Raw genomic sequence first — 24,657 nt, 5'->3', positions numbered from 1 at the left:
GTATGCCAGCCAGCCTGCCGCCGGGCCTGCCGATCATTCCGGAGGGTCCCAGCGAGCCCCTCCACTTCACCATGTCCGCGGATGAGTTCGAGGTGGCCGTCCAGGACGCACTGGACAGCATTCCGGACAAGCTGGCCCGCGCCATGGACAACGTGGCCGTCTTCATCGAGGACGACTACGTGCCCCGGCCCGGGGAGGACCCGGACACCGTCCTGCTGGGGCTTTATGAGGGCGTTCCGCTGACCGAGCGGGACTCCTGGTGGGACGCCGGTTCCCTGCCCGACCGGATCACGATCTTCAGGGAACCCATCCTGGAAATCTGCGCGTCGCGTGAGGACGTCATCCACGAAGTGGCAGTGACAGTGGTCCACGAGATAGCCCACCATTTCGGGATAGACGACGAGCGGCTGCACGAGCTCGGCTGGGGCTAGCCTTGTAGGCATGGGACACGACCACAGCCACACCCACGGCATTACCGCCACCGGCCGGCACCGCAACCGGCTTGTGGCAGTCCTGGCCATCACGCTCGCCGTGGTCCTGGTCCAGGTGGCGGGGGCCATCCTTTCGGGTTCACTGTCCCTGCTCGCCGACGCCGGGCACATGCTCTCTGACGCGGCGGGCGTCACCATAGCCCTGCTGGCCTCGTGGATAGCAGGGCGGCCCGCCAGCGACCAGCGGACCTACGGCTACCAGCGCGCCGAGGTCCTGGCGGCCCTGGCCAACGCGCTGATCCTGATCGTGATCTCGGTGGTCATTTTCACCGAAGCCATCCGGCGGATCGGTGCGGCCCCCGAGGTCCAGACAGACATCATGCTGTTTGCCGCCATCCTTGGTACGGCAGCCAACGTGGCCTCCCTTGTCATCCTGCATGGCGCCCATCAGCAGTCCCTCAATGTCCGCGGGGCCTACCTGGAGGTCCTTGGCGACCTCCTGGGTTCCTTTGCCGTGATCGCCGCGGCACTGGTCATCATGGCCACCGGGTTCCAGGCTGCCGACACCATTGCCTCGGTCCTGATCGCCCTGATGATCCTCCCGCGGGCCTGGGCCCTGCTCCGCGACGTGGTGGATGTCCTGCTGGAAGCGAGCCCCAAGGGCGTGGACGTGCAGATGATCCGGGAGCACATCCTGTCCGTCGAGGGCGTGACGGATGTGCATGACATCCACATCTGGACAATCACCTCGGGTGTTCCCGTCTTTTCGGCCCACGTGGTGGTAGAGGACGGTGTGCTCAACGCCCGCGGCGCCGACCAGCTGCTGGACAAGCTCATCACCTGCCTGGGCTCGCACTTCGACACAGACCACTGCACGTTCCAGCTGGAACCCGCCAGCCATTCCGAACACGAGGCGCACCAGCACGCGTAGCCGCGGCCTGACCGGTAACGGCATCCTGCCGCGACACGCGGGACCAGCCTGCGCTCGAATGACAGCCTTGTGGTTTATGTTACTGATGTGACTTTTGTTGCCAAAGTGCATACTGTCACGTAACCTCGTACTGCTGGCGGGCATTAGCGGGGCAAAACCCATGCCTCCACCAGAACCTCCAGCGGTAACGTTTCGAGGTTTCTGCACATGGTTTTGATCAGATCCGGGCGCAGGCCCCGGTGCTCCCGCGGCTCTTCGTTCCCCGTCCCGGGCACGTCCCCCGCCAGTCGCATGGACAAGCCGACGGCAGGATCATGGCGCGCAGCCAGTGCAAAACCACTGCTCAGGGCGGCTGCCCTGGCCGCCGTCGTTATGGTTGGAATGCCAGCCACCGCGGCAATTGCCTTCCCCGCGCCGCAATACCCGGGCATTTCCGTCCCCGCCTCGCCGGAAGTCCCCTCCGCGGAGGACATCGCCGCTGCCAAATCAAACGAGGCTGCAGCGGCGGACCAGGTAACCACCATCGAACGCATCCTTGACGAGGCAGCGGGAGCACAGCAGGCCGCCTTTACCGTAGCCATGCAGGCCAACAATGCGTACAGCGAAGCCTTGGTGGAGCTCCAGCAGCGCACTTCGGCTGCAGACGTTGCGTCGGCCAGGGCCGCCACGGCACAGGAACAGCAGGACAAGAGGCGCAAGGAGGTAGGGCAGCTTGCCGGCGACCTGTACCGGAACGGCGGACTGAACCCCAGCCTGGGCACCTTTGTCAGCGGCGGCAGCGAAACCCTTCAGCAGGCGGCCACGCTGCAGGCCCTCTCGGCCAGCCGGAACCGGGCCTTCCAGGCGGCAGACTCCGCAGCCGAGGCGTCCCGCTCCCTGACCGCAGCCGCAGAGGATGCCACCAAGGCCGCCAACGACGCGGCCAGGACCGCCGAAACACGGAAGACCCAGGCCGAGGAAGCCAATGCTGCGTCTGCCAAAGCCGTGGCGGATGCCAAAACCCAGCGCAGCGTCCTGGTGGAGCAGCTGGCACAGCTGCGGAACACCACCGTGGCGCTGGAATCGGCCCGGGTGGATGCCCTGGACCGGCAGCGGGAAGAGGCCCGGCTGGCGGCGCTGACGGCCGCAGCGGAGCGGGCAGCGGCAGCACAACCCCAGGAGCAGCGTGCCCCGGCGGTTGACCGTCCGGAGGGGGCAGCGCCCGCCCCTGCAGCACCCGCCGCGCCGGCGGTTCCGGCCCCAGGGCCAGTGCCTGCGCCTGCACCGGCTCCGGCACCTGCGGCACCACCTGCGGTTCCAGCACCCGCTCCGGCACCCGCACTAGCTCCAGCTCCGGTGCCCGCACCGGCCCCAGCGCCAGCGCCAGCGCCTGCACCGGCTCCGGCTCCGGCGCCCGCACCGGCTCCGCCGCTGGGCGGCGGGACCCACGAAGCGGCCATCTCGGTGGCCCTGGGCAAGGTGGGCGCTCCCTACTATTACCAGTGGGGCGGAACGGGCCCCTACGGCTTTGACTGCTCAGGGCTGGTGCAGACCGCCTTCGCGGCCGCCGGGAAGTATCTTCCGCGCACGGCTGCCCAACAGTACGCCGCCGCACCGGTCCACGTGCCCATCTCGCAGGCACGGCGCGGCGACCTGCTGGTGTGGGGATCGCCGTCGAACTTCTACCATGTGGCCATCTACCTGGGGAACGGGCAGGTTGTCCAGGCGCTGAACCCGCAGGAGGGCATCGGCGTCACCCAACTCAGCGCCATGGCCGGCATGCAGCTCTACCCGTACGCGGCACGCTACTGAGACACAGCGGATTTCCTCAGCTCAGGATGTCCTTCGTGACGAACCTGCCGTAGGCGAGCGCACCGAAAACCGCCACGTAGCCGGCCTGCAGCAGGGCGTTACTGGCAAACGAGTCCCACAAAACAGGCTGCCGGAGCAGGTCCCCGAACCCCAGCCAATAGTGGCTGAACAGCCACGGGTGCAGCCACTCAAGCTGGGGAAGCTGGTCAAGGACCTGGGACACCACCGAGAGCACCACCGTGGCTGCCATTGCCCCGACCGGCACCACTGTCAGGGTGGACAGGAACAGGCCGACGGCGGAGAGCCCTGCGAGGGAAACGGCCAGGTACGCGGCGATCAGGAGGAGACGGAGTGCTGCCTCCGGCGGCTGGATCACGTCACCCGATAAGAGGGTCACGGGTCCCACCGGAAAGAGCAGTGTTCCAATGGCCGCTCCTGCTGCGGCGACTGTGAGCGGCGCGGCGAGGCAGAAACTGAGCGCACCCGCATACTTCACCAGGAGCAGCCGGACCCGGCCTGCCGGGGCGACCAGCAGGTACCTCAGCGTTCCCAGATTGGCCTCGCCCGCTATGGTGTCCCCCGCAACCACGCCCACCGTGAGCGGCAGGAAGAGCGGGACGGATACCAGCATGGCCGTAAAGGCGACGAAGAGCCCGTTTTGCGTGATGCGGTCCAGGAACGCGGGACCCCGGCCGGGAGGAACCGCTGAGGAAATCCGGACAGCCACTGCAATCAGCACCGGGATGGCAGCCAGTGCCAGCAACAGCGCCCAGGTGCGCCGGCGCCGGAACAGCATCGTTATTTCCGACCACAGCAGGGACAAGCCTCCTCCCCGGGACCTTCTGGAGCTATTGGGCCACATCGAAGCCCTCCCCTGTAAGGGCAACAAACCGGTCTTCAAGGCTTTCGCGTTCCACGGCAAAGCCTCGGATCCTGACGTCCGCCCTGACCAGTTCCGCCACGATGTCCTCCGGTGCCGGCCCTCCCGTGCGGGCATCGACCCCGTTCTGGGTGCCTGCGAGGAAGGCCGTCACCACGTCCCCCTCCGGCTGGGCCTGTGCGCCCTCCGGCGCCAGCCCGAGCGCGGCGAGGACAGCGGACGCCGGCCCCGGGTCAGGTGTGACCAGCCGCAGGCGCGAACTCCCGGATCTTCGCAGTTCGGACAGCGGCCCCTGGGCCACGAGCCGGCCTGCGCTCATGACTGCGGCGTGGGTGCAGATTTGTTCCACCTCGGCCAGGAGGTGGCTGGACACGAACACGGTTGTTCCGTCCGCGGCGAGTGACCGGACCAGGTTCCGTACTTCCCGGGTGCCCTGAGGGTCCAGGCCGTTGGTGGGCTCGTCCAGCACCAGCAGTTCCCGGGGTGACAGGAGGGCATTGGCTATGCCCAGCCGCTGCTTCATGCCGAGCGAATAGGCGTGGACGCGTTTGCCGGCCGCATGGCCCAGCCCCACACGTTCCAGGGCCCTGCCCACCCGCGCCCGGCGCGTGGCTGGATCGGCATGCGGACCAGCGGCGTCAAGCCGGTGCAGGTTCGCGGTCCCCGACAGGAAAGGGTAGAAGGCCGGGCCCTCCACCAGCGCCCCCACGCGGGGCAGGACGTCCTTGAAACTGCCGGGCATCTCCTTCCCCAGCAACCTGACGGTCCCGGTGCTGGCTCCGGCGAGGCCCAGCAGCATGCGGATGGTGGTTGTTTTGCCTGAGCCATTGGGGCCGAGGAATCCAAAGACGGAACCGGGCGGCACGGCAAGATCCAGGCTGTCCACGGCAACCTGCTGCCCGAACCGCTTGGTCAGTCCCAGGGTTTCAATGGTCAGGCCATATGTCCAGCGTTCGGGGCCTTCCGCGGCCCCCGTCACGGGGCAGACGATGCGGCTTGCAGCTTGTCCGCCGGGACCATTCCCGCAAAGACGCGGCCGTCGTCGGTGAGCAGTATGTTCACGAGTGCGGTGGAGAGCAGCCGACCGCCGGGGACGGCGACGGCGGCTTGGGACAGCACCGGATTCTGCGCCAGTGCGGTACCCAGGCTGGAGCCTGCACCCGAATCAGCCGGAATCTCCACCACGGTTTCCCAGCCCTTGCCACTCAGGTAGGGACTGGCCTTGTCTTCCAGGCTGGCAGCGGGGCCCTCCGGGAACGCGGGACTGAGCGGCCTGTGGGGAGGCTGCCGAAGCTGCAGTTCCTCCACCGTGCTTCCCGGCGGGGGGACGAAAGTGAAGAGTGCATCATCCGGTGCTTCCAGTGAGAGGCTGGTGAAGCCGGCTGTGAAGGCCGGTTCCGCGGCGCCGCGGGCTGTTACCGCCACGGAGAGCGGCATACCGTTTTCCCCGTCGACGGCGATATCCACCTTGCCCACCAGCGTGCCGGCGGTGCGGGGTTCCAGGACCAGGTTGTACGCGGGCCGCCCGGCCACCTGGACGTCCTCACCGACGAACACCGCGGTGGAGCTGTCTGCCGCGGCAAGGAACTTCCGTGCAAGCTCCTCCGGAGTGGGCGGGACCGGCGGGGCGTCTCCGCTTTCACTTGGCTGAGGGCCCGGGAGGGCCGGGTCCGTTAGCGGCAGGTCCTGCGCGTGCGCGGGCAGGGTGAGGTGCGCCGCAGAATTGTCGCGGGATGAGTAGAACCATACGTCGCTGCCGCGCCTGATGACGTCCCGTTCCGCCAGCCGGTCCACTACCTGGATCCGTGCCTTGTCCTTCCCGCCCATGAACACGCGCGCCGTGTGCTCGCCGGTGAGGAATTCGATCGCCGATGCCGCTCCCCCCACTGATGCCGGGCCGGACGTCGGTCCGGTTGCAGGCAGCTCCGGCAGCCCGAGGTCGGAAGTCTGTTTAAGTGTGCCGGAGAAGGTGTGCGTGCTGTGGGTGCCGAGGAGCACCAGGACCTCATCGGGCGTCTTCACGGGAAGCGGGTCGCCGGCGCGGGCCGGGATGGAACCAATCAGTACGCCGGCAGCAATGACTGCCGGGACAGCGGCAGCCGGCACCCACCGCACCCAAGCCGGCGCCGTGGCAGGCCGTGTCATGGGGGGCCGGTCGAGGAGCGGCAGTTTCATGGCAGGACGTTTCGTGACAGGACGTCTCCGTCGTTGGAGCCCATGATCCAAGCGTACGCCTGCAGACCGCCGCACACATCCTTCCGCGGTGCGCCACAGGTCCGGGTTCAGCCGAGAACGGGCCCGAATCGGGCACGGTCCGCAAGGCGCGGGTCTTCACGGTCCGGGACAACCATGACCGGTCCTTTGGCGTGGTGGAGAACGCCGTCCGAGGTTGAGCCCAGGAGCATCCCCGTGAAGCCGCCCCGGCCTCGGGTTCCCACCACCACCAGTTCCACGTGACGGCTCTCCTCGACCAGGACATCAACCGGCGAGCCGTCCCTCAGCTCGGATTCGGCATGGAGGTTGGGAAAGTGGCTGCGGAGCCAGGCCATCCCCGCGTCCAGGGTTACCTGGATGTCGGCGAACAGGGCCTTGCGGTCCATCGGGGCAGGCACCCATGCCAGGGAGCCGCTGTATTGCGGGACCGCGCAGACGACGCGAAGTGTTGCGCCCAGGCGTTCGGCCTGGTCTGCCGCTTCGAGGACCGCCACGCGCGCCTGCTCGGAACCGTCAACCCCCACCACCACCACGTTCTCCACGCGCTGGTGCCCGGACTTGGCCTGCTCAGCTTTGACGCGCCTGTCCTCCGTGGTCTCCCCCAAGCGGTCCGCGCAGATCAGGGGCACGGTGACAGTGGGGCACTTGGCATGGGCCGGCAGGGCACTGCTGACCGAACCGAGGAGCCGTCCCACGAAACCGCCGCGGCCGCGCGTGCCGAAAACCAGGAGCTCTGCGGTTTCCGACATTTCAAGGAGCACCCCGGAGGCGTCACCGTTTTCCACAGATGCCGTGACATCGATGTCGTAGCCGGACACTTTCTCCAAGGCCTGCTTTACCACTGCCTCCGCACCTTCGCGGATCACGGAATCGTCAACGGTGGCATACCCGCCGTCGAGCCCGGATGCTGCAAAAATCGGCACGGAGTAGGCCGTGACGATATGCAGCGGACGGCGCCTGCGCTGCGCCTCGCGTGCCGCCCAGACCAGGGCGCACTGGCCATGGTCCGACCCGTCCACGCCAACAACGATCCCCCGGGGAGCGGCAGGACTGGCGCCCCCGTCCTGCGGGTCCCGGTGCAACTCTTGTCCGCCCATGGGGGCCGCCTCCTCGCGATACTGCATGATGTTGCGGCTATTCTGCCAGAAATCCGGCCCTTCCCCGTTCACCCCGCAACCCCGGCCTGAACTGGGACGAGAGGCAGATTTCCGCTTCTCACTATTCTCTGTCCGGGGAGCCATAGCAAGCCCGCCAGGACCCGCAACCGCGGCTTATCCACAGGCTTTCCAGTGCTCCCCGGAAAGCGCCTTCACCGGACGGAAAATGTTTTCGGATTTGGGCTATCCACGGCCCGAAATGTTCTGTAGTCTTCAGGACATTGTTGGTCCGGGACGCCGACTGCCTCATTCGTCAGAGCTGCCCGGCAACGCATTGCGGCCGGACTTTGGGGGTAACGGGACGCGCGCGGGCGAGGACGCCTGCACCTGTCGAAGCTTCGAAGGAGGGAATCTGTAGTGTCAAGCATGCCTGGGAATGCCGGGACGGAGCAGACAACCACGGTCATCATCGGCACCGGCCTGTCCGGCCTGGCGGTGGCGGCTGAACTGTGCCGCCGCGGCGTCGACTCCATCGTGGTGGACGGACTGGACATCCTGGGCGCATCCCACCCGGCCAACACAGCGTCCCTGCAGCGGTGCGACGCTGCCGACTCCGACACGCTCCGGGAACGCAACGAGATTCTCCGGCACCTCCGGAACTACGCCGCGAGCCACGATGTGGATATCCGGAACACCACCCGCGCGGTCCAACTGACCATGGTTGACGGCCTGGCATTGGGAGGTGGCCTGGCAACGCCTGCACGCCCGCAGTGGGAAGTGCGCACGCCCACGGGGATCCTGGTGGCGGACAACATTGTCCTGACCCGGTGTGCCCACAGCCAGCTCCGCCGGATGATCAACGACTTCGGAATCGCCGTGGGCCGGAACCTCACCGCCGCCATGCGGGCCATCGGGATTTACCTGGTGGGGGTGGGTGAGCTCATCACCCCGTCACCCAAGGAAGTCCTGCGCCAGGCCAAGACTGTGGGCCAGGCGATTTCCGCGAAGGTCAACCCGGACAGCGGACCCTACCCTGCCACCGGAAGTTTTGCGGCCCTGCCCTGCTAGTGTCCCCCGGCGCTCCGGGCCACATGCATCCCGGCAGCCGTGGTCATTCCTCGTCCGCGCCGGCGCTGAGCCGGCGCCGGGCGAGGACGGCAAGGGTGGCCAGCAGCCCAAGGGCAACGGCCGCGAAAATCACGATGCTCCACTGGAACGGCTGCGCGGCGTCCACTGGTTCGGCGGCCTCTGCCGTGGTGCCCGGCTGGGCGGTTCCCATGGCAGGTGCCGTAGCGGCGGCGGCAGCTGCGCCACCCGCCGTCGGACTCGCCGCGGGCGCCCCCTGCGCGGCGGAAGCGGCCGTAAAGGCAAAGGTCCCCTCGATGGGGTGCGAATCGGCACTGACCACACGCCAGGCAACCGTGTACTCGCCCGCAGGGCCTCCGTCCCGCAAGTTCTGGGAGGCCACGTTGTCCACGATCTCCACCGGCCCCTCCGCCCACTCGGTGCCCGAGGCATCCTTAACGGAGAATGAAGCGCCGATGCCAAGCGGATTGTTGTTGAACGTGACCGAGACCTTTTCCGGCGGCGCGGCAACCGACGCGCCCTGCGCGGGAGTGCTGGATTCAGCAGCGTCGTGCGCGGCGGCGGGCCCGGAGAGGCCCAGCACGGCGGCTGCGAAAACGAGGAATCCGAGCCCAAGGGTCAGGATCTGGCGGCGGATGGGACGCATGCTGTGGCTGCTCCTTGTGTTGGCTTCCTTACAGACTAAGCGAAATTGCCGGCTGCCCGGCCGCCGCCACCATAGGATGCAGGTATCCCCACAGACTCCCCCGGAGGACTAATGCTTAAGCAAGGCTCTGCCCTGGACCGGTATTTCAAGATCACTGAGCGCGGTTCCAACCTCTCCCGCGAGATCCGCGGCGGCTTCGCCACGTTCTTTGCCATGAGCTACATCGTGGTGCTGAATCCCCTGATCCTCTCCGGTCCGGACTCCAGCGGCACCACTCTTGGCTTCACGGCAGTAGCCGCTGTGACGGCCTTTGTTGCGGGCATCCTCACCATCCTGATGGGAGCGTGGGCCAAGCACCCCTTCGCGCTGGCCACCGGCCTGGGCGTTAATGCGTTCGTGGCCGTCACCGTGGCCACGAACCCGGGGCTGACGTGGCCGGACATGATGGGCCTGGTGGTTCTCTCCGGTGTCACCATGCTGATCCTGGTCCTCACCGGTTTCCGGACCGCAGTTTTCAAAGCTGTCCCGGACGGCCTCAAAACCGCGATCGTAGTGGGAATCGGCCTCTTTATTGCGCTGATCGGGCTTGTCAACGCAGGCTTCGTCCGCCGCATCCCCGACGTGGCGGGCACCACCGTACCCGTTGGCCTGGGGTACGACGGCAAGCTCCTGGGCTGGCCCACAGCCGTGTTCATCTTCGGCCTGATCCTGACCATCGCGCTGGTGGTCCGCAAGGTCAAGGGCGCCATCCTGATCGGCATCATCACCTCCACCATCATCTCGGTGCTCCTGGAAATGACCCTTCACATCGGACCGAGCTTCGACGGCAAGACCTCCAACCCGCAGGGCTGGTCCCTGGTGGCCCCCACATTCACGGGATGGGCCGCCCCGGACCTTTCGCTGATCGGCAAGGCAAACCCGTTCGGGGCCTTCGAGCACCTCGGTTTCGTTGCCGCCACCCTCCTGGCCTTCGTGATCCTGCTCAGCATCTTCTTCGATGCCATGGGCACCATGGTGGGCCTGGCCAACGAGGCCGGAACGGTTGACGAACACGGCAATATCCCGGATGTTGACCGCGTCCTCCAGGTGGACGCGCTGGGCGCGATCGTGGGCGGCGGCGCATCCGTGTCCTCCAACCAGATCTACGTTGAAGCCGGCGCCGGGATCGGCGAAGGTGCGCGCACGGGTGTCGCCTCGATCGTCACCGGCCTGCTCTTCCTGGTGGCCATGTTCTTCACCCCGCTCATCAACCTGGTCCCCTTCGAGGCCGTTGCCCCTGCCCTTGTGGTGGTGGGCTTCATGATGGTGTCCCAGGTGGGCAAGATCGACTGGCAGGACTGGGGCATTGCGATCCCGGCGTTCCTGACCTTCACCTTGATGCCGTTCACCTACTCCATTGCCAACGGCCTGGGCGCGGGCTTCATCGCGTTCGTCCTGATCCGCACTGTCCAGGGCCGGATCAAGGAGATCCACCCGCTGATGTGGGCCGTGGCAGGAGCATTCCTGCTGTTCTTCGCTGTGGGTCCCATCGAGGCAGCCCTGGGCATGTAGCCCGGAGGTGGCGGGCCCCAGGGTCCGGCACCTGCGGAAGGCGGCCCCTACACCGGTGTGTTCGGGGCCAGCCCCTCATCACCGGACACGGCACGCGCCTTCTTTTGGCGGAGCCTGTCCAGCCGGTTCATCAGCGGCGAGGTGGTGGCGCCGTGGATCACGATGGACAGCGCCACCACCAGCCCCACAAAGGACCAGAGCCACTCCGCCTGGTCCGCAAACTCGCCCTTGCCCAAGGCATAGGAGAGATAGTAGAGGGAACCGATTCCCCGGATCCCGAAGAAGGACAGGGCAATCCGTTCCCGGGGACCGGTCTTTCCACCGAGCAGCCCCACCCATCCCGCCAGCGGCCGGACCACCAGCAGGAAAGCCAGCGCCACCACTATTTCGGCCCAGCCAATTCCTTCCAGCAGCCCGCGGGCGATCGCCCCTCCCAGCAGGACCAGGATCACTACGGTCAGGAGCCGCTCCAGCTGCTCCACGTAGGAGTGCAGCACCCGGTGGTACCCGTGGGTGCGTTCCGCGGCACGGATGGTCACGGCGCAGACGAACACCGCAATGAAGCCGTAGCCTTCGACCATTTCCGTCAGGCCATAGGCCAGGAAGGTTGCGGCCAGGGCCACGAACCCCTCCGAGTGGTTGGACAGACGCAGGCTTTCTGCCCGCGCGGAGAAGAAGAGCCGCGCAAGCAGCTTGCCGGTGAGGAAGCCCCCCAGCAGCCCGATCGCCAGGCGCCAGAGGACATCAACGCCAAACCATTCCGGGAACCAGGCGGACGGGGACGAACCCACGAGGCTGATGGCGATGGCCAGGTAAACAAACGGGAAGGCAAGCCCGTCATTGAGGCCTGCCTCGGACGTCAGGCCGAAACGGACTTCGTCCTCTTTGTTGGCGCCCTCGTCCTCGTCCGCGGGCTCCCCCACCTGGACCTCAGAGGCCAGGACCGGGTCGGTAGGCGCGAGGCTGGAGGCCACCAGCAAGGCCGCGCCCAGCCCCAGGCCGAGGAACCAGAGCCCCAGCAGCGTCAGCCCAACAATGCACAGCGGCATGGCGATTCCCAGGAGTCGCCACGTGGTGGACCAGCGCCGGCGGCCCACCGGCCGGTCCAGCGCCAACCCGGCGCCCATCAGCGAGATGATGACGCAGATCTCGGCGAGATGGGTGACGAAATCACCATGTGCCAGTGGGTCCGGGTCAGGTAGATCGGGAATCAGGGCGAAGACAGCCATTCCCGCGCCGAGGAACACCATTGGCATGGAAAACGGCGTGTTGCGCAGCAGCTTGGGCAGTACAGCGGCTACGAATACGGCCAAACCCGCGGCAGCAAAAAGGACGTTGGGGGCTTCAAACATAAGGCTGTTCTCCGGCCTGGATATCTTGGCGCCGTGGCGCTGGCAAGGTGGGGCAATCCCCGGGGAGGGACTGCTCCACAATATCCCCTGCCACAGGACGGCCGCCCAGATCTTGCATTCCAGACAGGACGACGGCGGCGCTGCTGGTTTTCGCGGTCGGCGTGCGGTGAGCTTGGGGGATGGATTCCCTTAACGTTCCCGTTGATATCCCGCCGCAGCCTTGGAGCGGCCGGTTCGACGGCGACGGCGCCAGCCACCGCCGCTGGTGGCAGGCGGTCTTGCCCTACGACGGCGGCACGGGCGTGGCGGGGGCCGCCGGCACTGCGGCGGGGAACGCATGCGGCAGGCCGGCCGCCCTGCTGGGATTCGCCAGCGATGAAGGCGTCCGCAGGAACAAGGGCCGCACCGGCGCGGCGGGTGCACCCGGCGCCATCCGAAGTGCCCTGGGCCCGTTGGCGTTCCACGGGGACCGGGCCGTGGCGGACGCCGGGGACGTAGTGGTTGCCGGCGGGGACCTGGAGGCCGGGCAGGAGCGCGCAGGCCGCGCCGTGGCTGCACTGCTCGACGCCGGCTGGCTCACCGCGATGCTGGGCGGCGGCCACGAAACCGCCTACGCCAGCTACCTGGGGGTTACTGCCTCGGCAGCAGCACAGGGCCGCCGGCTGGGAATCCTGAACCTCGATGCCCATTTCGACCTGCGCGACGAGCCTGTCCCCAGCTCCGGAACTCCCTTCCTCCAGATGGCCCGCGCTGAGGCCGCCGCCGGGCGGGACTTCCGGTACGCCGTCGTCGGAATTTCCGAGCCCAACAACACGCGCGCACTCTTCGACACCGCTCACGCCCTGGGCGTGCGGTACCTGCAGGACGAGGAGTGCGAACCGGAGCGGGTGCGGACGTTCGTGGCCGACTTCCTGGCGGGCGTCGACCTGCTCTACCTGACCATCGACCTTGACGTCCTGCCGGCCGCTGTGGCTCCCGGCGTCAGCGCGCCGGCCGCGTACGGCGTGCCGCTCCCGGTGATCGCCGCGCTATGCCGCCAGGTGGCGGAAAGCGGGAAGCTGCTGCACCTGGACATTGCCGAGCTGAACCCTGCGTTCGACGTCGACGGCCGGACCGCACGGGTTGCCGCTCGCCTCCTGGACACGCTGCTGCGCTGACCCGGCGCTTGTCCCTGGGCCGGTGCTTGTCCCTGACCCGGCGTTTATCCCGGGCCGGGGCGCGTGCCGGTGGGCCCTGTTACTGGCCTTTCAGGGCATAACGGCGCTCCGGCCGTCCCACCCCGTACTTGAGCCTGACCTCCAGGGAGCCTTCGTCGTGCAAATACTCCAGGTACCGGCGGGCACTGACCCTGGACGTTCCCAGTTGTTCGGCCACCTCCGCCGCTGACACGTCGCCCTCGGCTGCTTTCAGTGCCGCTTCCACCAGTTTGAGGGTTTCAATGCTGCAGCCCTTGGGCAGGGGCCGCTCCGTCCGGTCCAGCTCCAGGCCGAAGACCCGGTTGACGTCCGACTGCTCGGCCACGTCCTTGGCGGAATCCAGGCCCTGGTAGGCACTGCGGTAATGCTCCAGCCGTTCCTGCAGGTCCGACTGTGAGAAAGGCTTGATCAGGTAGTGCACAATGCCGCCGCGCAGTGCCTTGCGGACTGTCTCCACTTCGCGCGCCGCGCTGATGACGAGGACATCGAGCTCCGGTGCGACGCCGCGGAGCTGCTGCATGAGGTCCAGGCCGTTGATGTCCGGGAGATGGATGTCCAGCAGCACAAGGTCCGGCTGCAGCCGCTCCGTTTCCTCCACGGCCTTGGCTCCGGTGTGGGCCACGCCCACCACGGTAAAGCCGGGCGTCCTCTGGATGAACCCGGCGTGGACCTTGGCCACCATGAAGTCGTCGTCGACGATCAGTACCTTGATCATGGCTGATGTGCCCCTTTGGTAAATCGTGCGGTGAAGACGGCCCCGTTGCTGTTGGCCACGGTGAGGTCGCCGCCGGAGCGGCGGCATACCACCCTTGAGAGTGCCAGTCCAAAGCCGCGGGCCTCGGCCGGGCCGGCCTCCTTCGTGGAGAACCCCTGGCGGAAAATATCCTCCACGGCCTTGGCGGGGACTCCCGGGCCGGTGTCATGGACGGTCACGGTGACGTGGTCCCTGGAGTCTTCCACCAGCACCCGGACCGCTGCCCCTGGAAGCCCGGTGACGGCGTCGAACGCGTTGTCCACCAGGTTCCCCACGACGGTGGTGAGGTCCCGCGACAGGTCGTCGCCAACGGGGTCAAGGGCCGACTTGGGGTCCAGCTGCAGCGCCACTCCTCGCTCGGTGGCAAGGCTGGATTTTGCGATTAAGAGTGCGGCAAGCGCCGGGTCCTGGATCCTGCTGGTCACCTCATCGTTCAGCCTGGTCCGGTCCACCGTGGCGCCGTTGACGAACTGCACCACCGAATCGTACTCACCGATCTGGATGAGCCCGGAAATAACGTGCAGCTGGTTGGCGAACTCGTGGGCCTGGGCGCGCAGGGTGTCAGTGGCAGTCCTGGTGGCACCCAGCTCGCGCTCCAGCGAGGACAATTCCGTCCGGTCCCTCAACGTGGTGACCGAACCGATGTCGCGGCCCCGCGAACGGATGGGCACACGGTTCAGCACCACCAGGCGCTCGCCCACCAGCACCAGCTGGTCCGGGTCCGGCTGGTCCCGGGTCAGGACCACCTTCAGCGCCGGGTCCACCGGAAGTGCTCCAAGCTTCTTGCCCACACAGTCCGGCGGCAGCCCGAGCAGCTTCCTGGCACTTTCATTGGCCACAGTGATGCGTTCATGCGGGTCCAGGGCCACCACGCCTTCCTTCAAGCCGTGCAGCATCGCTTCCCGGTTTTCCACCAGTCCCGTGATCTCGCTTGGCTCCATCCCGAGGGTCTGGCGTTTGACGCGGCGGGACAACAGCAGGGATCCCGCAACGCCCAGGACGCTGGCCACGCCGAGGTAGGTCAGGAGGTTGGGAACGGCGTCGCCGAGCCGTTCCAGGGTGGACGGGTAGTTGCGGCTGATGGCTGCGATGCCGATCATCTTTCCCGAATCGTTGAGAACCGGGACGTGGGCGGAGAGGACGGCGGTCCCGCCCTGGTCCAGGACGCCCGTCCAAGCCCGGCCCTCCATGACCCTGCTGGTTCCCAGTTCCAGGGGCTGGCCCAGCAGGCCCGGATCGGAGGCGGCCACCACCATTCGGTCCAGTTTCGCGAGCGCGACGTGGGACGATCCCGAGACGGTCCGGACGGACTCGGCGACCGCGGGAAGCGCTGAACCAACACGCGGCTCTGCATCCGGCAGCAAAGCCCGGACTGCCGGGTTGTTGCCGAGCGCCTCCGCGGCGGAGAGAGCCCTCCTGCCCTCGGTGCGCTCGAAGGCGGCAGCGGACTGGGCCAGGGACATAGCCACTACAGCCACGAGCACTGCCAGGACGATCAGCAACTGCAGCACAAGGTACTGCCCGGCGAGGGACATTCCTCTTCGTCGAGTCACTGCGTGGATTCCTTTTGTTTCTGATGCGGCACGTACGGCGGCAGTACCGGGAACTATATCCCAGCGTAGCCCCGCTGCTGCCGGCATTGGGCGCCCAGGTGGGACGCCGGAAACGTGAACGCAATGAACTTAACTTTCTCTGCGTACACAAGAGTGATGACCGTCACTGGCGGCCCTAGCATCGAAAGCACAGACCAGGTCCGCTGGTCATTTTGTACAGAATTGCATTACTGAGAAGAGGAACACCATGCGCCAGATCCGCGCATTGCGAGTTGCCGCCGTCGCCGCCGGCATCGCCCTGATGGCCACCGGCTGCGGTGCCACCGGCAAGAGCTCCACCGGTTCGGAAAGCTCCGGCGCTGCCGCCGGACCCATCACCGGCCTGCAGATCATGGTCCCCAACACCCCGGGCGGCGGCTACGACACCACTGCCCGTGCAGCCGCCAAGGTCCTCGAGGACGAGAAGATCACCAGCAGCACCGAGGTCTTCAACCTCGCCGGCGCCGGCGGCACCGTGGGCCTGGCCCGCGTGGTCAACGAAAAGGGCAACGGCGACCTGGCCATGCTCATGGGACTGGGCGTGGTGGGCGCCAGCTACACCAACAAGTCCGAGTCCAAGCTGACCGAGACCACTCCCCTGGCCCGGCTCATCGAGGAACCCGGCGCAATCATGGTCAGCAAGGATTCCCCCTACAAGACCATCGACGACCTGGTGAAGGCCTGGAAAGCTGACCCCGCTTCCATCTCCGTGGGTGGCGGCTCCTCCCCCGGCGGCCCCGACCACCTGCTGCCCATGCAGCTGGCCGGTGCCGTGGGCATCGACGCCACCAAGGTCAACTTCGTTTCCTACGACGGCGGTGGCGACCTGCTGCCGGCCATCCTGGGCAACAAGCTCGGCTTCGCAGCCTCGGGTGCCGGTGAGTACCTGAAGCAGATCGAGTCCGGCGAAGTCCGGGTCCTGGCCACCAGCGGCGAAGAGCGGCTGGAAGGCGTGGACGCTCCCACGCTGAAGGAATCCAACATCGACCTGGTGTTCACCAACTGGCGCGGCATCGTGGCCCCTCCGGGCATCAGCGACGAGGACAAGGCATCCCTGATCGCAGCCCTTGAGAAGATGCACGAAAGCGAAGGCTGGAAGGAAGCACTGAAGACCCACAGCTGGTCCGACGCCTTCATCACCGGCGACGAATTCGAAACGTTCCTCACCGAGCAGGACAAGCGGGTGGCGGACGTCCTCACCAAGCTTGGGTTGGCGTGAGCTCCCTGACCACAGGCCTGAAAGGCCGCGCCGAGCTGGGAGTCGCACTCCTGCTCGGCGTGGCCGGCGTCCTGGTCTTCCTGGACGCCAACGGCCTGGTAACCCCGTACTCCCAGTCGGACCCCGTGGGTCCCAAGACGGTCCCGTACATCGTGGCCGGACTGCTGGTGGTCTGCGCGGTCCTGCTGGCCATCAACGTCATCCGGGGCGGCCAGGGCGAGGCGGAAGGCGGCGAGGACATTGACCTCACCCACCCTGCCGACTGGAAAACCATCCTGCCCCTGGCGGGCGCCTTCATCCTGAACATCCTGCTCATCGACTGGGCCGGCTGGGTCATCTCCGGCACCATCCTGTTCTGGGGCAGCGTCCTGGCCTTGGGCAGCCGCCGCTACATCCGCGACGGGCTCATCTCCGTAGCCCTGTCCCTGCTGACCTTCTACGGCTTCTACCTCGGCCTCGGCATTGCACTGCCCGCCGGACTCCTGGAAGGAATCCTCTGATGGACGTCTGGTCCTCACTGATGGACGGTTTCGCCACCGCCCTCACCCCCATGAACTTCCTCTACGCCGTGATCGGTGTCCTCCTGGGCACCGCCGTCGGCGTCCTCCCCGGGCTGGGCCCGGCCATGACCGTGGCCCTGCTGCTGCCGGTCACCTACGCGCTGGAACCCACCAGTGCCTTCATCATGTTCGCCGGCATCTACTATGGCGGCATGTACGGCGGCTCCACCACCTCCATCCTGCTGAACACACCCGGTGAATCCTCGTCCGTGGTGACGGCCATCGAAGGCAACAAGATGGCCAAGGCCGGGCGCGCCGCACAGGCGCTGGCGACGGCGGCCATCGGCTCCTTCATTGCGGGCACCATCGGCACCGCCCTCCTGGCCGTCTGCGCCCCTGTCGTTGTTGAGTTCGCCGTCAGCCTCGGCGCACCCAGCTACTTCGCCATCATGGTCCTGGCCCTGCTTGCCGTCACCGCAGTCCTGGGTTCGTCCCGGCTCCGCGGGTTCGCCTCGCTGGGCCTTGGCCTGGCCATCGGCCTGGTGGGCATGGACTCCGTCACGGGCCAGCGCCGCCTGACCTTCGGCCAGCCGCTGCTCGCGGACGGCCTGGACATCGTGGTGGTGGCAGTGGCCATCTTCGCAGTGGGCGAAGCCCTGTGGGTTGCCGCGCACCTGCGCCGCACCCCGCTGCACGTCATCCCGGTGGGCCGGCCCTGGATGGGCAGGAAGGACTGGAGCCGCTCCTGGAAGCCCTGGCTCCGCGGCACGGCCTTCGGCTTCCCGTTCGGCGCCCTTCCCGCCGGCGGCGCGGAAATCCCCACCTTCCTCTCCTACGTCACCGAGAAACGCCTCAGCAAACACCCCGAGGAATTCGGCAAGGGCGCCATCGAAGGCGTCGCCGGCCCGGAAGCAGCCAACAACGCTGCCGCCGCCGGCACGCTGACCCCCATGCTGGCACTCGGCCTGCCCACCAACGCCACCGCCGCCGTCATGCTGGCAGCTTTCACCTCCTACGGCATCCAGCCCGGCCCCCAGCTCTTCTCAAGCCAGGGCCCGCTGGTGTGGGCGCTGATCGCGAGCCTCTTCATCGGCAACCTGCTGCTCCTGCTGATCAACCTGCCGCTGGCTCCGCTGTGGGCCAAACTCCTGCAGCTGCCCCGGCCGTACCTGTACGCAGGCATCCTGTTCTTCGCCACGCTGGGCGCCTACTCGGTGAACCTGCAGGCGTTCGACCTGGTGATCCTGCTGGTCCTCGGCGCCCTGGGCTTCATGATGCGACGCTTCGGACTGCCTGTGCTCCCGCTGATCCTCGGCGTCATCCTTGGCCCGCGCATCGAAGGCCAGCTCCGCAAAACGCTGCAGCTCAGCGCCGGTGACCCGGTGGGACTCTTCAGCGAGCCGATCGCCGTCGTGATCTACATCATTGTGGGGCTCATCCTGGCCTGGCCGCTGCTGTTCAAGCTGATCCGGCGGAAGCGTCCGGCGCTTGCCACAGCCGGTCCGGCCGCTCCCAGCGCTCCCGACGCTCCTTCAGGCAGCTCCGCACATGCAGAACTGCCCGTCCATGCAGAAAACTCCGTCCGCGCAGAAAAGAAGGAGACACCATGACCATCGTGGTGGGATACGTCCCGACCCCCGAGGGTGAAGCAGCCCTGACCCAGGCCATCACCGAAGCCCGGAAGAACAACACAAAACTGTTGGTGATCAACTCGTCCAAGGGGGATGCGCTGGTTGATAACCGTTACGCCCAGGAGCCGGAGATCCAGAGCATCGAGGACCGGCTGGCAACCCAGGGCATCGACCACGTGATCAAGCAGCCGGTCCGTGGACACGATGCCGCCGCCGAAGTTTTGGATGCGGCGGAGGAGAACAACGCGGACCTGATCGTGATCGGGCTCCGCCGCCGCACTCCGGTGGGCAAGCTCATCATGGGAAGCGTGTCGCAGCGGATCCTGCTTGAGGCGGATTGCCCGGTCCTTGCCGTGAAGGCCCTCTAGCCGGCCGCTCGTTGGGGCATCCCGCCGCTATCCGGCGCGGAACAGCTCCTGGCGCTGCCGGCCCAGGCCCTCTACTTCCACCTCCACGACGTCCTCCGGCTGGAGGTAGGGAAAGCGGCCGCTAAGGGCAACACCTTCTGGAGTCCCGGTGATGATCACATCACCGGGCTCCAGTCGCATGTACTGGCTGCAGTGGTGCACCAGGGTGGGAGCGTCGAAGATGAGCTGGGATGTGTCCGAATCCTGCCGCGGCTCCCCGTTGACCCAGCTCCGCAACGGCAGGTTCCCGCCGTCGATATCATCCGCCGGAACCAGCCACGGCCCAAGGGGCGTGGAGCCGGGCAATGACTTTCCCTTGGTCCACTGCCCTGCCGCCCCGGGCAGCTGGTACTCGCGTTCAGAGAAATCATTCGCGGTGACGTATCCCGCAATGCAACCCCTGGCCTCGTCAACGGATTGCAGGTAGCTGGCCTCGCTGCCGATCACGATTCCCAATTCCACCTCCCAGTCGAATTTGCCCGAGCGCGGCGGGATGGGAGCGGGGTCGAAGGGACCGGTGACCGTGTTGCTTGGCTTGAGGAAAACTACGGGGATTTCAGGCGGGGCTGACCCTGATTCCGCTGCATGCGCGGCGTAGTTCATGCCGATTCCAACCACCGCGCCCGGCCGGGCAATGGGCGCTCCGACGCGGAGATCCCCTGCCCCTTCCACTAGCGGGAGCGCGCCCGCCCGTAGCGCTTCCCGGACTTTGGCCACGCCGCCGGACGCCAGGAAGGCCCCGTCCACCTCCTCCGTGAGGGGCAGCAGGCTGAAATACCGGTCCTGCCGGCCATGCCCGTCCGCAGCCCGAACCAACACGGCCGGCTGCTCCCTGCCGTTTTCACCGAGGCGCACGATTCTCATCCGGAAATCTCCTTCGATCTGACGATGTTGCGGGGTTGCGTTTACATCGTGGCTGATGCCGTGACCCGGCCGCCAACGCACCCTTTTATGACCGGCCGCCCCGCCAAACCCTCCTGGTGGAACCCCCACCCGGATCCGCAGAAACAGCAGTCATCTGACATCTCCCACGAGCAGTCGGTAGAATGGACAGGCCATCTGGCATGAAACACAGAAAGTTCATTACATGACGACAGCAACCATGGAGCGCATCACCGCCGCTTCCGCCCCCGACGAAATGGCGGTGCCCAGGTCGATCGACCTGGAGTTTTCCACTGCGCAGGAAGTCCACATCGGGCTTGAAGAAGCAGTTGCCGAAATGATCGAAGTTGCGGCCCAGGAAGCATCCTGCGGCATCCTGGTCACCAGGCTGCACCCGGGCCGCTACACGGTAGCCCTGGACGAATCCGTACCGTTCGGCGAAACCTACGAGGCCATCGCCGCCTAGGAAGCGGTATTACAGACCTGCGTTATCGGCCTGCCCCGAGCAGTTCAGGGCAACAAGAAATCCCCGCCACTGCTGGAGCAGTAGCGGGGATTTCTGTTGATGCGTCCTGGGGGCTGCTAGCCGCGGCGCACCTGCACGCCGTCGGATTTAAGGAAGAGCTGCTTCTCCGACGGACCGGCCGGCACAAGCCACAAAACGTTTCCGCTCTGCGATACCTCTTCCACCTCCCCGGCAGCAATCACATGCGCATGCTTGATGATCTCGACGCGGTCTCCGGCATGGAGGGTCCTCCAGTCGGAAACAGCGGCGGCATGGGCATTGCGTCTTGATAGGACTGCCCCACGTGCTTTCATTTGAACTTCTACCCCTTTGTATACGTTCGGCGCCACAGCCTCTGCGATGTGACTTTCACTACACCTTCAGTTCTACTACACTCGCGGACCGCGGTACCGCCGTGTCGGAGAAAATTCCGGCAGGCGGACACTTTTCCAGTGGGCGCTGAAGATTGTTCGGAATCAGGCCAGCTTTCCAACGGCTGATTCAGCCGCGCGGCGCACCTCCCCAGCAGCAACCAATCGGTCTGCGGCCTCCAGCTCAGGTGAGAGGAACCGGTCCGTCCCGGCACCTGCCACAACATTCCGCAGGGCCTCGACGACGGCGGCTCCGGCCGGACCCGGCGTCAGCACCCCGCCGGAGAGCTGGGTGCGGATATCGAGGGCCCGTGCCGACGTCACCAGCTCGATGGCCAGGACGCGGCGCAGGTTCTCAACAGCCTTTCGCAGCTTGCGTGCCGCGTGCCAGCCCATGGACACATGGTCCTCCTGCATGGCCGAGCTGGGAATGGAGTCCACTGATGCCGGGACGGCGAGCCGCTTGTTGTCCGAGACGAGCCCGGCCTGGGTGTATTGCGCAATCATCAGCCCGGAATCCACGCCGGGATCGGCCGCGAGGAAGGCCGGCAGGCCGTGGGAACGGGCCGGATCGAGCATCCTGTCCGTGCGCCGTTCGACAATGGAGCTGAGGTCGGCCACGGCGATGGCCAGGAAATCCAGGACATACGCCACCGGGGCGCCATGGAAGTTTCCGTTGGAGCTGACCCGCCCGTCAGGCAGGACCACCGGGTTGTCGATGGCGGCGGCGAGTTCCCGGGACGCCACCAGGTCCGCATGGTCCACCGTGTCCCGGACAGCCCCGGCAACCTGCGGCGCGCAGCGGAGTGAGTAGGCGTCCTGCACCCGGGAGTCGCCCACCTTGTGCGACGCCACGATCGGGGAGTCGGACAGCACGCGCAGCATGTTATCTGCACTTGCGGCCTGCCCCGGGTGCGGACGCAACGCGGCATGCAGCTCGGGCAGGAACACCTGGTCGGTGCCCAGCAGCGCCTCGACGCTCATCGCAGCGGTGATGTCCGCCGTCGTCAGCAGCTGCCGAAGGTCCGCGATAGCCATGAGGAGCATGCCCAGCATGCCCTCCGTGCCGTTGACCAGCGCCAGCCCTTCCTTTTCAGCAAGGGTGACCGGCTCAATGCCGTGCGCTGCAAGCAGCTCCGCGACAGGCCGCTCTCCCCGACCGCCGTACGTTACGCCGTCGGGCCCTTCCGCCTCACCCTCGCCCATCAGGACCAGCGCGCAGTGGGATAGCGGTGCAAGGTCGCCGGAGCAGCCGAGCGAACCGAATTCGCGGACCACGGGCGTGATGCCGGCGTTCAGCAGGTCAACCATGGTCTGCAGGACCACGGGACGGACGCCGGTGCGGCCGGAGGCTAAGGTCTTGGCGCGCAGGAACATGATGCCGCGCACCACTTCGCGCTCGACGGCAGGTCCCATCCCGGCGGCGTGGCTGCGGATTAGGCTCTTCTGGAGCTGGGTGCGCAGCTCATTCGGGATGTGGCGGTTGGCAAGGGCACCGAATCCGGTGGAGATGCCGTAGGCGGGGGTATCACTGGCGGCGAGGTCGTCGATGTGGGCGCGGACCTTGGCCACTGTTTCCAGCGCTTCCGCGGAGACGGCCACTTTGGCGTCGTGGCGCGCGACGGCGAGCACATCCTCGGGCGTGACGCCGCTGGAGCCGAGGGTGACGGTCAGCGGTTCGTGGGTTGTTAGGGTCATGATTCCTACTTTTTGTGGTGTGTGGTGATCGATTGCTCCGTATCTGTCGTTTTCAGGGCTCTAAACGACAGGTACGGAGCAATCGATGGACTAGTTGGTCTCGGAAGACTCTTGCATCGGGATGCGGACGCCGCGTTCCTTGGCGACGTCGAGGGCTCGTTCATAGCCGGCGTCGGCGTGGCGGATGACGCCCATGCCGGGGTCGTTGGTGAGGAGGCGCTCGAGCTTCTGCGCCGCGAGGTCGGTGCCGTCGGCGACTGAGACCTGGCCTGCGTGAATGGAGCGGCCGATGCCCACGCCGCCGCCGTGGTGCAGGGAAACCCAGGTGGCACCGGAAGCGGTGTTGAGCAGGGCGTTCAGCAGCGGCCAGTCGGCGATGGCGTCCGAGCCGTCGGCCATGGCTTCCGTTTCGCGGTACGGGGAGGCCACCGAGCCGGAGTCCAGGTGGTCGCGGCCGATGACGATGGGGGCCTTGACCTTCCCTTCCTTCACCAGCTGGTTGAACAGCAGGCCGGCCTTGTGGCGTTCGCCGTAGCCCAACCAGCAGATGCGCGCCGGGAGGCCCTCGAACTCCACGCGTTCACCGGCGGCGTCAATCCACCGGTGCAGGTGCTTGTTCTCCGGGAACAGTTCCTTGATCGCCTCGTCCGTGACGCGGATGTCTTCGGGGTCCCCGGAGAGCGCCACCCAACGGAACGGGCCCAGCCCTTCGCAGAACAGCGGACGGATGTAGGCGGGAACGAAGCCGGGGAACTCGAAGGCGCGGGCGTAGCCGCCTTTGCGGGCTTCGTCGCGGATGGAGTTGCCGTAGTCAAAGACCTCGGCGCCGGCGTCCTGGAATTCCACCATGGCCTGGACGTGCTTGGCCATCGATGCCTGTGCCTTCTTGGTGAATCCTTCCGGGTCGGCTTCGGCTTCCCGGTGCCACTCGGCCACGGAGATTCCCTCAGGCAGGTAGGAGAGCGGATCGTGGGCGGAGGTCTGGTCGGTGACGATGTCCACCGTGAGTTCGCCGGCCTGGTGGCGGCGAAGGATCTCGGGGAAGACCTCGGCAGCGTTGCCCACGTAGCCCACGGACCAGCCGCGGCGCTCTTCCTTGGCCTTGAGCACCTTGGCGATGGCGGCGTCGAGGTCTGTTTCGACCTCGTCCAGGTAGCGCTTGCCGGCGCGGCGGCGCAGGCGAGTCTCGTCGACGTCGACAATCAGGCAGGCGCCCTCGTTCAGGGTCACGGCCAGCGGCTGGGCGCCGCCCATGCCGCCGCAGCCTCCTGTCAGGGTCAGCGTGCCGGCGAGGGTGCCGTTCTCGTCTCCGGTCAGCTTGCGGGCGATTGCGGCGAAGGTTTCGAACGTGCCCTGCAGGATGCCCTGGGTGCCGATGTAAATCCAGGACCCGGCGGTCATCTGGCCGTACATCATAAGGCCTTCGGCCTCGAGCCGGCGGAACTCGGGCCAGTTGGCCCAGTCCCCCACCAGGTTGGAGTTGGCCAGCAGCACGCGAGGGGCCCACTCGTTGGTGCGGAAGACACCCACGGGCTTGCCCGACTGGACCAGGAGGGTCTCGTCCTTTTCCATGGTTTCCAAGGTGCGGGTGATGGCGTCAAAGGCGGCCCAGGACCGGACGGCGCGGCCGGTGCCGCCGTAGACCACCAGGTCATCGGGGCGTTCTGCCACTTCCGGGTCCAGGTTGTTCATCAGCATGCGCAGCGGGGCTTCGGTCTGCCAGGACTTGGCGGTGAGCTCAGTGCCGCGGGCTGCTTTGACCGGGCGGGCACCGGTGGTGAAATCGGCGGGTGCCATGGTGGCTCCTTTTCTTGGTGTCTGTGGTGTGGAAGAAGTTCTGTATCAACTAAAGCCCGTTGCGGTAGGGCTTTATAGAGGTTTAGGAAGGGCCCTGTCCGGCATTCCAGACGGTTCCCCACCCCC

General features: G+C 66.7%; 23 protein-coding genes. 11 read left to right on the top strand and 12 right to left on the bottom strand.

Annotated features, from left to right (window positions below; genetic code table 11):
- Positions 1-2: 2 nt before the first annotated feature.
- From ASPHE3_RS02490 to ASPHE3_RS02480, 3 genes are all read left to right on the top strand, one after another.
- Positions 3-431, top strand: a complete 429-nt coding sequence (locus tag ASPHE3_RS02490; protein ID WP_013599658.1) for a metallopeptidase family protein — start codon at positions 3-5, stop codon at positions 429-431.
- A gap of 10 nt (positions 432-441) precedes the next feature.
- Entirely contained in the window at positions 442-1,362 is a 921-nt protein-coding gene (locus ASPHE3_RS02485) for a cation diffusion facilitator family transporter (protein ID WP_013599657.1), read from the top strand.
- Positions 1,363-1,743: 381 nt separating this feature from the next.
- Positions 1,744-3,153 (top strand): C40 family peptidase, encoded by a 1,410-nt coding sequence (locus ASPHE3_RS02480; RefSeq protein WP_013599656.1) that lies wholly within the window; start codon positions 1,744-1,746, stop codon positions 3,151-3,153.
- A gap of 16 nt (positions 3,154-3,169) precedes the next feature.
- Here the strand turns inward: ASPHE3_RS02480 and ASPHE3_RS02475 are convergent, their stop codons facing one another.
- The 4 genes from ASPHE3_RS02475 to ASPHE3_RS02460 form a co-directional block, all read right to left on the bottom strand.
- Positions 3,170-4,015 carry an ABC transporter permease gene (locus tag ASPHE3_RS02475; RefSeq protein WP_041651891.1) on the bottom strand — a complete coding sequence of 282 codons (846 nt, stop codon included), beginning with the start codon at positions 4,013-4,015 and terminating at the stop codon, positions 3,170-3,172.
- The gene (locus ASPHE3_RS02470) at positions 4,002-5,012 is read right to left on the bottom strand and encodes an ABC transporter ATP-binding protein (RefSeq protein WP_013599654.1); all 1,011 of its coding nucleotides are present in this window, start codon (positions 5,010-5,012) and stop codon (positions 4,002-4,004) included. Before ASPHE3_RS02470 ends, ASPHE3_RS02475 begins: the two co-directional genes overlap by 14 nt.
- Positions 5,009-6,208 (bottom strand): LolA family protein, encoded by a 1,200-nt coding sequence (locus ASPHE3_RS02465; protein ID WP_013599653.1) that lies wholly within the window; start codon positions 6,206-6,208, stop codon positions 5,009-5,011. Before ASPHE3_RS02465 ends, ASPHE3_RS02470 begins: the two co-directional genes overlap by 4 nt.
- A gap of 107 nt (positions 6,209-6,315) precedes the next feature.
- Complete coding sequence (locus ASPHE3_RS02460) at positions 6,316-7,344, bottom strand: universal stress protein (RefSeq protein ID WP_013599652.1); 1,029 nt, start codon at positions 7,342-7,344, stop codon at positions 6,316-6,318.
- Positions 7,345-7,770: 426 nt separating this feature from the next.
- Here ASPHE3_RS02460 and ASPHE3_RS02455 point away from each other — a divergent pair, with 426 nt between their 5' ends.
- Positions 7,771-8,412, top strand: a complete 642-nt coding sequence (locus ASPHE3_RS02455; RefSeq protein WP_013599651.1) for an NAD(P)-binding protein — start codon at positions 7,771-7,773, stop codon at positions 8,410-8,412.
- A gap of 43 nt (positions 8,413-8,455) precedes the next feature.
- On the opposite strand, the gene ASPHE3_RS02450 is transcribed toward ASPHE3_RS02455, so the two are convergent.
- A complete protein-coding gene (locus ASPHE3_RS02450; protein ID WP_013599650.1) occupies positions 8,456-9,076 on the bottom strand; it encodes a copper resistance CopC family protein in 621 nt (206 codons plus the stop codon).
- A 111-nt stretch (positions 9,077-9,187) separates the two neighbouring features.
- On the opposite strand from ASPHE3_RS02450, the gene ASPHE3_RS02445 reads away from it, so the two are divergent.
- Positions 9,188-10,627: an NCS2 family permease gene (locus ASPHE3_RS02445; protein ID WP_013599649.1), complete on the top strand. Its 1,440-nt coding sequence runs from the start codon at positions 9,188-9,190 to the stop codon at positions 10,625-10,627.
- A gap of 47 nt (positions 10,628-10,674) precedes the next feature.
- On the opposite strand, the gene ASPHE3_RS02440 is transcribed toward ASPHE3_RS02445, so the two are convergent.
- A complete protein-coding gene (locus tag ASPHE3_RS02440; RefSeq protein ID WP_013599648.1) occupies positions 10,675-11,979 on the bottom strand; it encodes a cation:proton antiporter in 1,305 nt (434 codons plus the stop codon).
- A 179-nt stretch (positions 11,980-12,158) separates the two neighbouring features.
- Between ASPHE3_RS02440 and hutG the strand changes: the two genes are divergently transcribed.
- Positions 12,159-13,136, top strand: a complete 978-nt coding sequence (gene hutG / locus ASPHE3_RS02435; protein WP_013599647.1) for a formimidoylglutamase — start codon at positions 12,159-12,161, stop codon at positions 13,134-13,136.
- A gap of 79 nt (positions 13,137-13,215) precedes the next feature.
- On the opposite strand, the gene ASPHE3_RS02430 is transcribed toward hutG, so the two are convergent.
- Together ASPHE3_RS02430 and ASPHE3_RS02425 are read right to left on the bottom strand one after the other, a co-directional pair.
- Entirely contained in the window at positions 13,216-13,890 is a 675-nt protein-coding gene (locus tag ASPHE3_RS02430) for a response regulator (protein WP_013599646.1), read from the bottom strand.
- On the bottom strand, positions 13,887-15,464 hold the full coding sequence (locus tag ASPHE3_RS02425) for a sensor histidine kinase (RefSeq protein ID WP_013599645.1): 1,578 nt from the start codon (positions 15,462-15,464) through the stop codon (positions 13,887-13,889). Before ASPHE3_RS02425 ends, ASPHE3_RS02430 begins: the two co-directional genes overlap by 4 nt.
- A gap of 265 nt (positions 15,465-15,729) precedes the next feature.
- Here ASPHE3_RS02425 and ASPHE3_RS02420 point away from each other — a divergent pair, with 265 nt between their 5' ends.
- Genes ASPHE3_RS02420 through ASPHE3_RS02405 form a run of 4 tightly spaced genes read left to right on the top strand, consistent with a single transcriptional unit; the run spans position 15,730 to position 19,239 of the window.
- A complete protein-coding gene (locus tag ASPHE3_RS02420; protein WP_013599644.1) occupies positions 15,730-16,740 on the top strand; it encodes a Bug family tripartite tricarboxylate transporter substrate binding protein in 1,011 nt (336 codons plus the stop codon).
- Positions 16,737-17,240, top strand: a complete 504-nt coding sequence (locus tag ASPHE3_RS02415; protein WP_013599643.1) for a tripartite tricarboxylate transporter TctB family protein — start codon at positions 16,737-16,739, stop codon at positions 17,238-17,240. The genes ASPHE3_RS02420 and ASPHE3_RS02415 overlap by 4 nt, the downstream gene beginning before the upstream one ends.
- Positions 17,240-18,850: a tripartite tricarboxylate transporter permease gene (locus ASPHE3_RS02410; protein ID WP_013599642.1), complete on the top strand. Its 1,611-nt coding sequence runs from the start codon at positions 17,240-17,242 to the stop codon at positions 18,848-18,850. The genes ASPHE3_RS02415 and ASPHE3_RS02410 overlap by 1 nt, the downstream gene beginning before the upstream one ends.
- The gene (locus ASPHE3_RS02405; RefSeq protein WP_013599641.1) at positions 18,847-19,239 is read left to right on the top strand and encodes a universal stress protein; all 393 of its coding nucleotides are present in this window, start codon (positions 18,847-18,849) and stop codon (positions 19,237-19,239) included. The genes ASPHE3_RS02410 and ASPHE3_RS02405 overlap by 4 nt, the downstream gene beginning before the upstream one ends.
- A gap of 27 nt (positions 19,240-19,266) precedes the next feature.
- Here the strand turns inward: ASPHE3_RS02405 and ASPHE3_RS02400 are convergent, their stop codons facing one another.
- Positions 19,267-20,142, bottom strand: a complete 876-nt coding sequence (locus tag ASPHE3_RS02400) for a fumarylacetoacetate hydrolase family protein (protein ID WP_013599640.1) — start codon at positions 20,140-20,142, stop codon at positions 19,267-19,269.
- A 223-nt stretch (positions 20,143-20,365) separates the two neighbouring features.
- On the opposite strand from ASPHE3_RS02400, the gene ASPHE3_RS02395 reads away from it, so the two are divergent.
- A complete protein-coding gene (locus ASPHE3_RS02395; protein ID WP_013599639.1) occupies positions 20,366-20,626 on the top strand; it encodes a hypothetical protein in 261 nt (86 codons plus the stop codon).
- Positions 20,627-20,742: 116 nt separating this feature from the next.
- On the opposite strand, the gene ASPHE3_RS02390 is transcribed toward ASPHE3_RS02395, so the two are convergent.
- The 3 genes from ASPHE3_RS02390 to ASPHE3_RS02380 form a co-directional block, all read right to left on the bottom strand.
- Positions 20,743-20,979 (bottom strand): hypothetical protein, encoded by a 237-nt coding sequence (locus tag ASPHE3_RS02390; protein WP_013599638.1) that lies wholly within the window; start codon positions 20,977-20,979, stop codon positions 20,743-20,745.
- Between the two features lie 162 nt (positions 20,980-21,141).
- Positions 21,142-22,734: a histidine ammonia-lyase gene (gene hutH / locus ASPHE3_RS02385; RefSeq protein WP_013599637.1), complete on the bottom strand. Its 1,593-nt coding sequence runs from the start codon at positions 22,732-22,734 to the stop codon at positions 21,142-21,144.
- Positions 22,735-22,824: 90 nt separating this feature from the next.
- Positions 22,825-24,531, bottom strand: coding sequence for a urocanate hydratase (locus ASPHE3_RS02380; protein WP_013599636.1), 1,707 nt, complete (start codon positions 24,529-24,531; stop codon positions 22,825-22,827).
- Positions 24,532-24,657 lie beyond the last annotated feature (126 nt).

Origin of the sequence: Pseudarthrobacter phenanthrenivorans Sphe3 (genome assembly GCF_000189535.1) — a bacterium.
Classification (GTDB): domain Bacteria; phylum Actinomycetota; class Actinomycetes; order Actinomycetales; family Micrococcaceae; genus Arthrobacter; species Arthrobacter phenanthrenivorans.
The sequence above is the reverse complement of the archived record's forward strand: the minus strand, read 5'-3'. Positions and strand labels throughout refer to the sequence as shown.